A 14,267-nucleotide genomic window follows, 5' to 3' on the forward strand; every position below is an offset into this window, starting at 1 on the left:
CGAGACACCAGACAAGCAGGGAATAGAGATGAGTGCCAAGGGAAGAATAGCGATCGTCGGTGCCGGCCTTTCGGGGGCGGTGATCGGACGGGCGCTGGCAGCGGACGGCTATTCCGTCGAGATCTTCGACAGCCGCAGCCATATCGGTGGCAATTGCCACACGGAACGCGATGCGGACACCGGCGTGATGGTTCACGTCTATGGCCCGCATATCTTCCACACCGATGACGACGAGGTGTGGGACTACGTCAACCGCTTCGCCACCTTCATGCCCTACAAGAACCGCGTGAAGACGACGAGCCAGGGACAGGTCTTCTCGCTGCCGGTCAACCTGCACACCATCAACCAGTTCTTCGGCAAGACGCTTCGGCCCGATGAGGCGCGCGCCTTTCTGGAGACGCAGGCCGATACTGCCATCACCGATCCGCAGACCTTCGAGGAACAGGCACTGCGTTTCGTCGGCCGCGATCTCTACGAGGCCTTCTTCAAGGGATATACGCAGAAGCAGTGGGGCTGCTCGCCGACCGCCCTTCCCGCCTCGATCCTGAAGCGGCTGCCGGTCCGCTTCAACTACGACGACAACTATTTCTTCCACAAACATCAGGGCATGCCGGAGAACGGTTATACCGACCTGGTACGCGGCATTCTCGACCAGCCAGGCATCACGCTGCATCTCGAAACGGTGTTCCACCGCTCGCAGAAGGATGCCTTCGACCATGTCTTCTATTCCGGGCCGCTGGATGGCTATTTCGATTACGAGAACGGCCAGTTGGGCTACCGGACGCTGGATTTCGAGCGGTTTACCTATGACGGCGATTATCAGGGCTGCGCGGTCATGAACTACGGCGATGTCTCGGTGCCCTATACCCGCATCACCGAGCACAAGCACTTCTCCCCGTGGGAGACGCATCAGGGTTCCGTCTGCTACCGCGAGTTCTCACGCGAATGCGGCCCTGAGGATATTCCCTATTACCCCATCCGGCTCGTCGAGGAAAAGCAGCAGCTGGCCGCCTATGTGCGCCGTGCGGAAGAAGAAGAGGCGATTACCTTTGTCGGGCGCCTCGGCACCTATCGCTATCTCGACATGGACGTGACAATCCGCGAAGCGCTCGATACGGCACGTCTGTTCCGCGATCGCCGCGGGGCCGATGCTGCAATGCCGGTCTTCCTGCATTCGCCAGTCTGACCTCTTGCCTGTATGGATCCGGGTCTTGCTCCGAATCGTCGATATTGAAAGCCCTGTTTGATGACCGAAACCAAAATCCTCGTCACCGGCGGTGCCGGCTATATCGGTTCGCATACCTGCCTGGCGCTCTCGGCCAAGGGCTATGTGCCCGTGGTCTACGACAATTTCTCAAGCGGCCACCGCGAATTTGTGAAATGGGGGCCGGTGGAAGACGGCGATATCCGTGATCGGGCACGGCTGCGCGAGGTCCTGGCACTGCACAAGCCGGCGGCCGTGCTGCATTTTGCGGGCCTGATCGAGGTCGGGCAATCGTTCAAGGAGCCGGAAGCCTTCTACGACATCAATGTCGGGGGCTCGCTCGCGCTGCTGCAGGCGATGATGGAAGCGGATATCCGCGCCTTCGTCTTCTCGTCTACCTGCGCCACCTATGGCCGTCCCGAATACATGCCCCTTGATGAGGCGCATCCGCAGGCGCCGATCAATCCTTATGGACGCACCAAGTACATCGTCGAACAGGCCCTGCGCGACTTCGATCTGTGCGACCGCATGCGCTCGGTCATGCTGCGTTATTTCAACGCCGCCGGCGCCGATGCCGAGGGCCGGATCGGCGAATGGCACACGCCTGAGACCCATGCTGTACCCCTTCTGATCGAAGCGGCCCTCGGGCGGCGGGCCGGCTTCTCGATCTTCGGGGACGACTACGAGACGCGCGACGGCACCTGCATCCGCGACTATGTGCATGTCACGGATCTCGCCGATGCGCATGTGCGCGCGGTCGAATATCTTTTGAACGGCGGCGAGACGGTCGCGATCAATCTGGGAACCGGCACCGGCACCAGCGTCAAGGAACTCGTCTCCGCCGTGGAAGCCGTCTCCGGACGTCCCTTGCCGGTCACGCAGGCGGAGCGGCGCGCGGGCGATCCGCCACTTCTGGTGGCCAGCAACGAGACGGCGCGCACCATCCTCGGCTGGGAGCCGGAACACGAGATCGACGACATCATCCGCTCCGCCTGGACCTGGCATTCCCGCTTCAATGGCCATTCCTGAACGGATAACCAAGCGCCTTCGATTTTCACGTCTAAGGTTGGTCCTGCGGACCGACGCCGGGCCCCAGGGGATCAGGCCGTGTTAAAATAAAGGCTGCGCAGCCGATCAGGATCGCGCCGACCAGCAGCTTCAACCATAGCTGCGGCGGCCCGACGAACCAGACGATGACATAACTCATCGACATCAAGGACACGGACGCGATCTTGGCACGCCTGGAGATGGCGCCTTCGCGACGCCAATCGGTCAAAGGCTGGCCATAGCGCGGATGATCGAGAAGCCATTTCTCGAAGCGCGGTGACGAGCGTGCGAAGAGCGCTGCCGCCAGAATAATGAAGGGCGTCGTCGGAAGAATCGGCAGGAAGACACCGACCACGCCGATCGCGACCAGCAGCCAAGCGGCGGCGAGAGTGAGAAGACGCATGCGGGGTCCTTCGCGGCAAAGCTCTAAGTTGCGCCAGAGATACCGCTTGTTCGCAACTTGGCAAGGATGTTGAGGATCAGACGAATTGCGGCAATTTTTCGTTTGCACCGCAACAGGGGACATGCATCCTTGGACGGCAATCTCGTCCTTAGGAATACGCAGGCCCATGTCCAAGATCACGATCGTCCTCGGCGCCGGCATCATCGGTGTCTCCACGGCCATTCACCTTGCCCGCAGGGGCCGTTCCGTGGTGCTGGTGGACCGTCGTGGCGCCGGGGAGGAAACCTCTTTCGGCAATGCCGGACTTATCCAGCGCGAAGGGGTCGTGCCCTATGGCTTTCCCCAGGATCTGGGCCTTTTGATCCGCTACGGCTTCAACAACCGGATCGACGCGCATTACCATGCGAGCGCCATGCTGAAGCTCGTGCCCTTCCTGTCGCGCTACTGGTGGCACTCCAACAAGAGCCGACATGAAGTGATCGCGCGTGCCTATGCACCGCTGATCGAAAGCTCGGTCACGGAACACAAGGACCTGATCGAAGCGGCCAATGCCGGGCATCTGATCCGCAAGGATGGCTGGATGCAGATCTTCCGAACCACCGCCAAGCGGGACAAGGAGATCGCCGAAGCGGAGCGGCTGGCGCGCGAATACGGGATCAGCTATCGCGCCCTTAGCCGTGCGGATCTGGCCACGGAAGAACCACATATCCGCGGCGACTTCGTCGGCGGCCTCAAGTGGAACGACCCTTGGTCTGTGACCGACCCGCATGGGCTCACACAGGCCTATCTCACCTATTTCCAATCGCTCGGAGGACGCTTCGTCAAGGGCGATGCGCTGAGCCTGGAACAGGGCGCCTCGGGTAAGGGGTGGAGAGTGAAGACCGACGACGGAATGGTCGAGGGCGATGAAGTCGTTCTCGCGCTCGGCCCCTGGTCGGAGGAGGTAACGCGCAAATTCGGCTACAGCTTCCTGCTCGGCGTCAAGCGTGGCTACCACATGCATTATTCGCCTGCCGGCAATGCCGTTCTCAACAACTGGACCATGGATGCCGAGCGCGGCTATTTCCTGGCACCGATGGACAAGGGCATCCGGCTGACGACGGGCGCGGAATTCGCCAGACGCGATGCGCCGAAATCACCCGTACAGCTGGCGCGCGCCGAAAAGGTCGCCCGCGAAATATTCCCGCTCGCAGACCGTCTGGATGCCGAACCCTGGATGGGCGCGCGGCCTTGCACGCCGGACATGATGCCGGTAATCGGCAAGGCGCCGCGCCATGATGGCCTCTGGTTTGCCTTCGGGCATGCCCATCATGGCCTGACGCTTGGGCCGACAACGGGTCGACTGATTGCCGAAATGATCACCGGCGAAAAGACTTTCCTCGACGCAAGTGCCTGGAAACCCGAGCGTTTTCACCCTTGATCCGGAAATCTCCGCTAGCCCCCTTCTCAGGGGGCTAGCCTTTTTCGAGCCCAGGTGCTACTGAGGCCGAATAATTTGATCAAATTGTTTCCCGACGGAAACAGGCCGGACGAACTTTGCGTCGCAAGCACGCCGCCGGTCGAGGGGATCAGGAAGAGACGGGCAGTGGCATGCGCCGGTGTTTGATCCATAACGCGAAAAGCGTCTATCGTTAGCGGACAAGCCGCTCGCGCTTTCCTGCGCCATTTTGAACCCGATCGACATCAGCCATTACGGTGACCCATGAACATGGCCGAAGAGGCACGCGAATTCTTCGCGGCAAATCCCGATATTGAAGTACTCGAAGCATTCGTCATCGACGTGAACGGCGTTCCGCGCGGCAAGTGGATCCCGCGCGAGCGCGCCATCGACGTCCTGACCAAGGGCATGGCAATGCCACGCTCCGTCTATGCGCTCGACGTGTGGGGCCGAGACGTGAATGCTGCCGGCCTCGCCGAAGGAACCGGTGACCCTGACGGCATCTGCTTCCCCGTTCCCGGCACGCTCTCCCGCGTGACCTGGCTGTCGCGACCGACGGCGCAGGTTCTGCTGCAGATGTATACGACCGAAGGCGAGAGCTTCTATGCCGACCCGCGCCAGGTTCTGGCCAATGTCATGGCGCGCTTTGCTGCCGCCAAGCTCACACCTGTCGTCGCGACGGAACTCGAATTCTACCTGATCGACCCCGTGCGCTCCGCGCTCGATCCGGTGCGCCCGCCGAACACGCGTGACGGTCGCTGGCATACCGGCCAGACGCAAGTGCTTTCGATTTCCGAACTGCAGGACTTCGAAGAGGTCTTCCACGGCATCTCGACGGCCGCGCGCGCCCAGAATGTGCCTGCGGACACGACGCTGCGCGAAAACGGACCGGGCCAGTACGAAATCAACCTGAACCACGTGCCGGATGCGCTGGCGGCGGCCGATTATGCGGTGCTGTTGAAGCGCATCGTCAAAGGCGTGGCACGGGCCAACGATCTCGACGCCACCTTCATGGCAAAGCCCTATGGCATGCAGGCCGGCAGCGGCATGCATGTGCATTTCTCGGTGCTGGACGAAAACGGCCGCAATATCTATGTCGGCGAGGACGGCCCGTCCGACGCGCTCTTCCATTCCGTCGGCGGGCTTCTGGAGAACATGGGCGAGAGCATGGCGATCTTTGCCCCGCACCAGAACTCCTATCGCCGCCTGCGGCCTTCGGAACACGCACCGACCTATGCGTCCTGGGGTATCGACAACCGATCGGCCGCCGTGCGCGTGATCACCGCGTCGAAACCGGCAACCCGCATCGAGCATCGCGTGGCCGGTTCCGATACCAATCCCTATCTGGTGCTCGCCATGATCCTCTCGGCCGCACTGGCCGGCATGAAGGAAAAGCTTTCGCCCGGTGGCGCCATCTCGGGTGACGACCACGCCGTGAACCACGAGCCACTGCCGACCAACTGGGACTATTCGCTGCAGCGTTTCGCCAAGTCGAGCTTCGCCTATGCGGCACTCGGGCCGAAATATCGCGGGCTCTACACGGCCTGCAAATACCAGGAACTCTCGGAGTTCTCGCTGCGCGTGACCGACGTCGAATACGACGCCTATATCAGAACCGTTTGAGGTAAGACCCATGGAAAAGTCGATCGGACCCAATCCCGGCCATGCGGCCACCTATTATGCGGCATCTGCCCGCGACAAACGCGTGCGCCCCTCGCTTGAGGGTGAACACACGGCCGACGTCTGCGTCATCGGCGCCGGTTTCACCGGCATTTCGGCGGCGCTTCAGCTCGCGGAAAGCGGATATTCGGTCATCGTGCTCGAAGCCGATCGCATCGGCTTTGGCGCGTCCGGCCGCAATGGCGGACAAATCGTCAACGGCTATAGCCGTGACCTGGAAACGATCGCCCGGCGCTATGGACCCGACAGGGCCGCACGGCTCGGCGAAATGTCGCTCGAAGGCGGGCAGATCATTCGGGAACGCGTGGCGAAATACGGGATCGAATGCGACCTCGTTGACGGTGGTTTCTTCGCGGCCTTCACCGACAAGCAGGTCAAGGAAATGGCCGATGTGCGGGCCAACTGGAAGAAGCACGGCCATGACGGGCTCGAGATGGTCTCCAAGGCCGAGGTCGGCAAATATGTGAAGGCCGACCGCTATGTCGGCGGCATGATCGACCGGCGGGGTGGCCATATCCATCCGCTCGACCTCGTGCTGGGGGAAGCGGCAGCGGCCGAAAGTCTGGGTGCGAAGATCTTCGAAAAGTCGAAGGTCGTGCATCTCGACACCGGCCCGCAGCCCTTTGTTCGCACGCAGGGCGGGATGGTCAAGGCGAAGCACATCCTCGTCTGCGGCAATGCCTATATGGCCGGGCTGGCACCGAAGATCACCGAGAAGATGATGCCGGTGTCCAGCCAAGTCATGGCAACCGAACCGCTCGATGCGAAACTCATCGAAGAACTGCTGCCGGCCAATTACTGCGTCGAGGATGCCAATTACGTGCTCGACTACTACCGGCGTACGGCCGACAACCGCCTGCTTTATGGCGGCGGCATCGGGTATGGCGGCCAGGATCCAAAGAACCTGACGGGCGTCATCCGGCCGAACATGCTGAAGACCTTCCCGCAGCTGAAGGACGTGAAGATCGACTTTGCCTGGAGCGGCAATTTCGCGCTGACACTGACGCGCATCCCGCACATGGGCAAGCTGTCCGACACGGTCTATTTCTCGCATGGCGACAGCGGACATGGGGTGACGACCACACATCTGCTGGGCAAGATCCTGGGCGAAGCCGTGCACGGCCAGATGAGCCGGTTCGACGTTTGGTCGTCCTTGCAGGCCTATCCCTTCCCCGGCGGTCGCCTGTTCCGGGTCCCGTTCACAGCTCTGGGCGCTTGGTACTACGGCCTGCGCGATAAACTCGGCGTTTGAGGAGAGAAACATGACCCGTACCGTGACCGTCGCCGCCACGCAGATGGCCTGCAGCTGGGATCTCCAGGGCAATATCGCCCGGGCGGAAAAGCTCGTGCGCGAGGCCGTATCCAATGGCGCGCAGATCGTCCTGATCCAGGAGCTGTTCGAGGCGCCGTATTTCTGCCAGGACCAGATCGCCGAGTTCTTCGATCTCGCCAAACCTGCCCATGACTGCGCGCTGATCGACCATTTCGCAAAACTTGCGGAAGAGCTGGATGTGGTGATCCCGGTCAGCTTCTTCGAGAAGGCCGGGCAGACCTTCTTCAACAGCGTGGCGATCGTCGATGCCGGCGGCGAGGTGCTCGGCATTTATCGCAAGAGCCACATTCCCGATGGCCCTGGCTATACGGAGAAGTTCTATTTCTCTCCCGGCGATACCGGCTTCGAGGTCTGGGAAACCAAATACGCCGCCATCGGCGTCGGCATCTGCTGGGACCAGTGGTTCCCGGAGGCCGCGCGGTCCATGGCGCTGCAGGGCGCAGAACTGCTGTTCTACCCGACCGCCATCGGTTCGGAACCACAGGACAGTTCCCTCGACAGCTCCGGTCACTGGCAGCGGGTGATGCAGGGCCATGCAGCGGCAAATGTGATGCCCGTCATCGCCTCCAATCGCATCGGGAAGGAAGACGGCCGCAAGGGAACATCGCTGACCTTCTACGGTTCCTCCTTCATCTGCGACCAGACCGGCGCGATGGTGGCAACGGCTGATCGTCAGACGGAAGGCGTGCTGACCGCAACGTTCGACCTCGACGGTATCGCCCGGCAACGCGCCTCCTGGGGACTGTTCCGCGACCGTCGTCCGGAGCTGTATGGCGCATTGATGGGTTACGAAGGCTGAGGCTCTCGGACATCAAGCCAGACTGGCAAGGCCCCTCGACGCATCGGCGACGATGGCCGCGACGGGTTGGTCGATCGAGACGGTGATGACACCCGCTTCGCCGGTTGGCACCTCCAGCGTTGCGAGCTGGCTCTCCAGCAGGGCCGGCGGCATGAAATGGCCAGTGCGGGCGCCCATGCGGGCGCTCAGCAGGGCATGCGATCCTTCCAGATAGACGAAGGTGAGCCGCCCTGACGTCGCCCGGCGCAGATGATCGCGGTAGATCTTCTTCAGCGCCGAGCAGGAAACGACGATCCCCTGCCCCTTTGCCAAAGCATCGGCCATGGTCTCGCCGATGATCGTCAGCCAGGGCCAGCGATCCTCGTCCGTCAGCGGCGTGCCGGCGGCCATCTTGTCGACATTGGCCTCAGGATGCAGAGCGTCGCCCTCGATGAAGGGGAGACCCAGCAGGGCCGCCAGATCCGCACCGACTGAGGATTTGCCACAGCCACTGACACCCATGACGATGATGGCGGTGGGTGACGACGTCATATGTTCGGCCTGCATGCTCTTCCTGTCGTGCGGTTCCTGTGACGGCGCGACAATAAGAGGGTTCAGGCGAAATTCAATCCGGCTTCTACCCGGCGCGCGGGTTGTCGCGCCGCCCGGATGGCGGCGGCTATCTTTTCCGCCATCATGATGACGGGTGCATTGGTATTGCCGCCGATCAGGCGCGGCATGACCGAGGCGTCAACCACGCGCAGGCCGTCGATGCCGTTGAATTTCAACTCGGGATCGACCACGGCTGCGGCGTCCGAACCCATCCGGCAGGTGCCGACCGGGTGATAGATCGTATCGGCGCGGGCGCGGATGGCGGCATTCAGTTCGGCATCGGTTTCGCCGGCCGGATAGATTTCCCGTCCGCGATAGCGGGCAAGCGCCGGAGCCGCCATGATCTCGCTCAGGCGGCGCGCGCCCTTTCGCAAGGTCGTCAAATCTCGGGGGTCGCTCAGGAAAGCGGGGTCGATGAGCGGGGCTGCGAAGGGATCGGCACTCGCCAGGCGTACCGTGCCACGCGAATAGGGGCGCAGTGCGCAGACATGGGCGGAGTAGCCATGGCCCCAGTGCATCTTGCGAACGTGATCGTCGACCATGCCGACGAGGAAATGCAGCTGGACGTCCGGCCTGTCGAGGGCAGGATCGGTCTTGAGGAAGCCGCCCGATTCCGCGCAGGTCGAGCGGAGATGGCCCATGCGGTCCGCGCGCCATTCACTGGCAGCGCCCAGGAGATCGCGGGCCGCCGCAAGGCCGAGGCCGAAAAGATCCGTGTCAGGCGAACGGAAGATCATCGTGTAGTCCAGGTGATCCTGGAGATTGGCGCCCACCCCCGGCTGATCCAGAACAATGTCCACCCCATGCTGGCGCAGATGGTCAGCCGGGCCGATGCCCGACAACATCAGGATATGCGGTGACTGGAAAGCTCCAGCGGAGAGGATAACCTCGCGGCCGGCGCGAACCGTGCGCTCCTCGCCGCCTTGTCGGTAAACCACCCCCACCGCCCTGCCGCGCTCGACGAGTATGCGCATGACATGCGCCTCCGTCGTCACGGTCAGATTGCGGCGATGCATGACATCATGGAGATAGGCGGCAGCGGCAGAGCAGCGTTCGCCGCGCTTCGGCCCCTGCCAGAACTGCGTGGCCTGATACAGGCCCACGCCCTCCTGGCTCGGGCCGTTGAAATCGTCGTTGTGGCGATAGCCGCTCTGTTCGCAGGCCTTGATGAAGGCGAGGTTGATCGGCCGCGCCCAGTTCTGGTCGCAGACCTGAAGCGGCCCGCCACGCCCATGCAGGGCATCGGCGCCGCGGATGTTGTCCTCCGCCTTGCGGAACCAGGGCAGCACGTCATCCCAGGACCAACCATGGCAACCCAGTTCGGCCCATTCGTCGTAGTCCCGCTGATGGCCACGCACATAGAGCATCGCATTGACGAGGCTGGAGCCACCAAGGCCCCTGCCCCGTGGCTGATAGCCGATGCGGTTGTTCAGGCCCTTTTGCGGAACGGTGGAAAAGCGCCAGTTGCTGCCTTTCACATAGCCAGGCACGACGGCGGCGGCGGCCATGGGGATACGGGCGAATATGCCGTCGCCGCGTCCGCCGGCTTCAAGGAGATGCACGGTGACGGACGGATCCTCGCTGAGGCGAGCGGCAAGTACCGCGCCGGCCGACCCGCCTCCCACGATCACATAGTCGTCCATGCTGTCCCCCACACGGCCTGTCCGGCCCCCGCCGGTCTTGCGTCTCAAATATCAGACTTATTCTGCCGTGAACGTAAGCGTAGCATAGCCACCGGTCGACGCAAGAGCTTGGCCTGCAAGGATCTTCGGGCGATACCGCCCCTGCGCTTGCACAAAAAAACCCGCCAAGAGGCGGGTCATTGGAAGCAGTCCTGCCGTGCTTTAAAGGTCAGGCGGCGGGCGCTGTCACCGCGGTGACGCGGCGCGGGGCAAGGTCATCGATGCCGAGCAGGAAATTGATCTGCGGCCGGGCCTTCACCAGATCGTCGATCGAGTATTCGGTCAACACGTCGAAGAAGGCGTTGAGTGCCTTGCGCAGCGCGGAGTTCAGGCCACAGCTGTCGATCAGCGGACAATCGACGTCACCATCATCCTCGAAGCATTCCGCCATGGCGAAACTGTCTTCGGTGACCTTGACGACATCGAACAGCGTGATCTTGTCGGCGGGACGACCGAGACGCACACCGCCATTGCGGCCACGCACGGTTTCGACCAAACCAGCCTTGTTCAGCGGCTGCAAAATCTTGAACAGGAACAGCTCGGAGACACCATAAGCCTTGGCAATTTCCGGAATTCGGCTCAACTGCTCATTGTTTGCTGCGCAGTACATCAGCATGCGCACGGCGTAATTTGTCTGCTTTGTCAAACGCATGCACGATTCCTTCGGTTGCCTTCAGGGGTATATAGCGCTTTTTGCACTTTTGAACAATTCCAAAATACTCAAGTTCTCCGCTCACGTATCCGTGATTAAAGTGGACTCGAATTGACAGCTTATCTTGATTCATGATTATGGCGCTCAACAAAGCAAGATAGGGAGACTTATGATGACCTACAACCCACTGCGTCGCATCGCGCTTGGCGCCGTATCGCTGCTGGCCCTGACGGCCGGTTCCGCCCTCGCCGAAGGTGAAGTGAATATCTATTCCTATCGCCAGCCGGAGCTGATCCAGCCGCTGATGGACCAGTTCACTAAAGAGACCGGCATCAAGACGAACGTGCTGTTCCTGGATAAGGGCCTTGTCGAGCGCATTTCCGCCGAAGGTGCCAACTCGCCGGCAGACGTCATCCTGACCGTTGATATCGCACGCCTCACCGAAGCCAAGGACGGCGGCGTCACGCAGCCTCTCAACGATGAGGACATCAACAAGCAGATCCCGGCGCAGTATCGCGACACGGACGGCAACTGGTTCGGCCTGACAACGCGCGGCCGCGTGATCTATGCGTCCAAGGACCGGGTGTCCGAAGATGCGATCACCTATGAAGAACTGGCCGATCCCAAGTGGAAGGGCCGCATTTGCATGCGTGACGGCCAGCACTCCTACAACATCGGTCTCTTTGCCTCGATGGTCGCCCATCACGGTGCCGAATACACCGAGAAGTGGCTCGCCGGCCTCAAGCAGAACCTGGTGAAGAAGCCCGACGGCAACGACCGCAGCCAGGCCAAGGCGATCTTCGCCGGCGAATGCGATCTCGGCCTTGCCAACACCTACTATCTCGGTCTGATGAAGACGAACGAGAAGGATCCCGAGGAGAAGGACTGGGCGGCTGCCGTGAAGGTTCTGTTCCCGAACAGCGCCGACCGCGGAACCCATGTGAACATCTCCGGCATGGCACTCGCCAAGAACGCTCCGAACAAGGACAATGCCGTCAAGCTGATGGAATTCCTGGCCTCCGACGAAGCCCAGACGATCTACGCCGAAAAGGTCTTCGAATATCCGGTCGGCCCGCATGCGAAGCCTTCGGAAATCGTCGCCGGCTTCGGCACCATCAAGCCGGACACGCTGCCGCTGACCGAAATCGCAGCCAATCGCAAGATCGCGTCCGAACTGGTCGACAAGGTGGGCCTGAACGAAGGTCCGACGCAGTAATCCCGATCCTCCACAAGACAAGAAAAAGGGGCAGTTCCGACTGCCCCTTTTTTTGTTCCTTGTTGCGCGACCACAGATCTTGGTCAGGTTCCGCCCGGCGTCAGAGACTTTACGTAATCCTCGATCGCCTGGCGGCGTTCTGCCGTGCCGGGATGGGTGGAGATGAACGAGGTTTCACTGTCGACGCCCAGCTTTTCCTCGAGCCGCGCAAAAAAGCGTCCGATGGCCCGGGGATCGCGGCCGGCTTTTGCCATCAGTTCGACGGATATTCGGTCCGCCTCGCTTTCCGCGTCACGGGAATAGGATAGGGAGACCAGAGCTGCGCCATTGGTCAGGATGTCCTCTCCGGCTGATCCGACATCGCCGGCAATCAACATGATGAGGCCGGCCGTTCCAGCGGCGCGGTAGAGCTGACGCAGCGAATGGTCCCGTTCGACATGGCCGATTTCATGGGCGAGGACACCGACGATCATGTCCATATCCCCGTCGGTCAGGGTGATCAGCTCGTCGGTTATCACCAGGGTGCCGTCCGGCAGGGCAAAGGCGTTCGGACCGATGACACCGCCCTTGCGGAAGTTGAGATTGTAACTCGCCACTCCCCGGACAGAGTGAGCTGCAACTTCGTTGAAGGCCGAACGGATCTCGTTCTTCTTCTCCTCCGGCAGGTCACTCGGACTGAAGACGGCCTTGTCGAGCGACAGGAGCGTGCCGCTCGCCATCCATTCGGTCACCGCAGGTGGCGTGACGACAACAGCGATCTCGACCAGAGCCGGAACCGCATAACGATAGATCGCGAAGGACAACAGGATGATGGCGGCGACAAAGGCCAGGAGCCTCGGATGGAAGCGCTCCACCTCGTGGATGATGCCCGTTCGGCCGTGGCGCTTCAGCCAGCCGTCGATCGCGTCATTGTCCCCGGCTTCGAACATCGAACCATCGGGAAATACGATCCGCCGGGGCACGCGGCCGATGCGGTCGGAAACCTCGACCCGATTGACATCGCCGACGGAAACGGGATCGCCGCCCGTTTCCAGGCGGACGAAGAGCGTCTTGCCCTCACCGAAGAGGCCTGCAGCCTCCGCCCGGCTGGAGCGGGGCGGATGCCAGCGGCCCGCGACGATGCGCTTGTCATCAGAAGCCAAAATCGAACCCTTCAAGATCGAGATACTCCGCCGTGACGGCCGATCCGGACTCCTGGATGGACGAGACGACATCCCCCAGTTCGCCATCCACGACAATGCCGGAATGGGTGACGACATACCGATGCTCGCGGACCGCAGCCCAGGGGCGCATCAGACCGAAGGTCACGACGGAAACAACCAGATTGGAGAGAAGGATCCACAGATAGCGCAGGCGCCCGAGATCGGAGAAAAGCGGGTGACGTCCGTCGAAGGTAGACGAGTTCATCACAACGTTTCGGACGCCGACACGGTAGAAGATCGCAGCCACGCTCCACAGAACGAGAGCTGGAATGAGCGCGCCATAGATCGCCAGAATGATCTGGACCTGGGGCTCGTCCATGGTGTCTTCGACGCCCTCGAGGCTGTAGTAGGCCATCATGCCGAGGAAGCCGCCAATCGCCGCGCCGACCAGCATCAGCAGGAAGGCTGGCAGCCAGACGCGATAAAGCGCGCCGATCTTCGGATCGGCCTGGAACTTGCGATCCCCGTAGCGCAGGTTGTTGAAGATATATCCGTAGAGCCAGCGGCTGGCGAACGGTGCGAGAATGCCCAGCGAAAACACCGAAACGAGACCGCCGAAGATGATGGCGACGACGGCGCCCCAGGTCTTGCCGACAAAATCGAAGCGAATGTTGCGATAGCTGGTGACCCGTGCATTGAAACGCAGGCTGCGCATGACGATCCACGGCAAGAAGACCAGCATCAGCAGCGCAAGCACGCCACCGGCAATCGGGCTGATGGTGAGAACGACGTTGTAGACTATGATATAGCCAAGCACGATGGCACGGCCGATGAAAATCTGCAGGCCACGGGCGTGGTAATCGAAGGAGTGGTCGTCGACAAAGGTATTGCCGTAGAAATAGCGGTTGCGGCGCACCTTCGCCCAGGCCGAATAAATTCCGACCGTAATGATGGTCAGCAGGATGTTGACGATCCAGATGCCGAAATACTCGCCGGCGCTGCCACGAAATTCCCCGCGGCGGAGATTCCCCGCGCGGCCAAAAACTGCCTCTTGCATAAAATATCCCTCGTAATGCCAGA

General features: G+C 61.5%; 13 protein-coding genes. 7 read left to right on the plus strand and 6 right to left on the minus strand.

All coding sequences use genetic code 11. The features are described from left to right. The first annotated feature begins 28 nt into the window (after positions 1 to 28). Both DMY87_RS03540 and galE read left to right on the plus strand, forming a co-directional pair. A complete protein-coding gene (locus DMY87_RS03540) occupies positions 29 to 1,186 on the plus strand; it encodes a UDP-galactopyranose/dTDP-fucopyranose mutase family protein (RefSeq protein ID WP_110789877.1) in 1,158 nt (385 codons plus the stop codon). 60 nt (positions 1,187 to 1,246) lie between these two features. Beyond that, entirely contained in the window at positions 1,247 to 2,233 is a 987-nt protein-coding gene (gene galE, locus DMY87_RS03545; RefSeq protein ID WP_110789878.1) for a UDP-glucose 4-epimerase GalE, read from the plus strand. A gap of 31 nt (positions 2,234 to 2,264) precedes the next feature. Here galE and DMY87_RS03550 read toward each other — a convergent pair whose 3' ends face one another. Further along, positions 2,265 to 2,654, minus strand: a complete 390-nt coding sequence (locus DMY87_RS03550) for a YbaN family protein (protein ID WP_110789879.1) — start codon at positions 2,652 to 2,654, stop codon at positions 2,265 to 2,267. A gap of 166 nt (positions 2,655 to 2,820) precedes the next feature. Here DMY87_RS03550 and DMY87_RS03555 point away from each other — a divergent pair, with 166 nt between their 5' ends. From DMY87_RS03555 to aguB, 4 genes are all read left to right on the plus strand, one after another. Next, the gene (locus DMY87_RS03555) at positions 2,821 to 4,074 is read left to right on the plus strand and encodes an NAD(P)/FAD-dependent oxidoreductase (RefSeq protein WP_110789880.1); all 1,254 of its coding nucleotides are present in this window, start codon (positions 2,821 to 2,823) and stop codon (positions 4,072 to 4,074) included. Positions 4,075 to 4,356: 282 nt separating this feature from the next. Further along, entirely contained in the window at positions 4,357 to 5,715 is a 1,359-nt protein-coding gene (locus DMY87_RS03560; RefSeq protein ID WP_110789881.1) for a glutamine synthetase family protein, read from the plus strand. A 10-nt stretch (positions 5,716 to 5,725) separates the two neighbouring features. Next, complete coding sequence (locus DMY87_RS03565) at positions 5,726 to 7,024, plus strand: NAD(P)/FAD-dependent oxidoreductase (RefSeq protein WP_110789882.1); 1,299 nt, start codon at positions 5,726 to 5,728, stop codon at positions 7,022 to 7,024. A 10-nt stretch (positions 7,025 to 7,034) separates the two neighbouring features. Next, positions 7,035 to 7,904, plus strand: a complete 870-nt coding sequence (aguB, locus tag DMY87_RS03570; protein ID WP_110789883.1) for an N-carbamoylputrescine amidase — start codon at positions 7,035 to 7,037, stop codon at positions 7,902 to 7,904. 12 nt (positions 7,905 to 7,916) lie between these two features. Here the strand turns inward: aguB and DMY87_RS03575 are convergent, their stop codons facing one another. The 3 genes from DMY87_RS03575 to rirA all read right to left on the minus strand — a co-directional run bounded on the left by DMY87_RS03575 (position 7,917) and on the right by rirA (position 10,829). Further along, the gene (locus DMY87_RS03575) at positions 7,917 to 8,450 is read right to left on the minus strand and encodes a gluconokinase (RefSeq protein ID WP_110789884.1); all 534 of its coding nucleotides are present in this window, start codon (positions 8,448 to 8,450) and stop codon (positions 7,917 to 7,919) included. 47 nt (positions 8,451 to 8,497) lie between these two features. Further along, entirely contained in the window at positions 8,498 to 10,138 is a 1,641-nt protein-coding gene (locus DMY87_RS03580) for a GMC family oxidoreductase (RefSeq protein WP_110789885.1), read from the minus strand. A 208-nt stretch (positions 10,139 to 10,346) separates the two neighbouring features. Continuing rightward, the gene (rirA, locus tag DMY87_RS03585) at positions 10,347 to 10,829 is read right to left on the minus strand and encodes an iron-responsive transcriptional regulator RirA (protein WP_110789886.1); all 483 of its coding nucleotides are present in this window, start codon (positions 10,827 to 10,829) and stop codon (positions 10,347 to 10,349) included. Positions 10,830 to 11,001: 172 nt separating this feature from the next. Between rirA and DMY87_RS03590 the strand changes: the two genes are divergently transcribed. Beyond that, complete coding sequence (locus tag DMY87_RS03590; RefSeq protein WP_110790366.1) at positions 11,002 to 12,045, plus strand: Fe(3+) ABC transporter substrate-binding protein; 1,044 nt, start codon at positions 11,002 to 11,004, stop codon at positions 12,043 to 12,045. 83 nt (positions 12,046 to 12,128) lie between these two features. Here DMY87_RS03590 and DMY87_RS03595 read toward each other — a convergent pair whose 3' ends face one another. Both DMY87_RS03595 and DMY87_RS03600 read right to left on the minus strand, forming a co-directional pair. After that, positions 12,129 to 13,187 (minus strand): M48 family metallopeptidase, encoded by a 1,059-nt coding sequence (locus DMY87_RS03595; protein WP_110789887.1) that lies wholly within the window; start codon positions 13,185 to 13,187, stop codon positions 12,129 to 12,131. Further along, positions 13,177 to 14,244 carry a YjgN family protein gene (locus tag DMY87_RS03600; RefSeq protein WP_110789888.1) on the minus strand — a complete coding sequence of 356 codons (1,068 nt, stop codon included), beginning with the start codon at positions 14,242 to 14,244 and terminating at the stop codon, positions 13,177 to 13,179. Before DMY87_RS03600 ends, DMY87_RS03595 begins: the two co-directional genes overlap by 11 nt. Positions 14,245 to 14,267 lie beyond the last annotated feature (23 nt).

This window comes from Peteryoungia wuzhouensis, from assembly GCF_003205195.1.
GTDB classification, from domain to species: domain Bacteria; phylum Pseudomonadota; class Alphaproteobacteria; order Rhizobiales; family Rhizobiaceae; genus Allorhizobium; species Allorhizobium wuzhouense.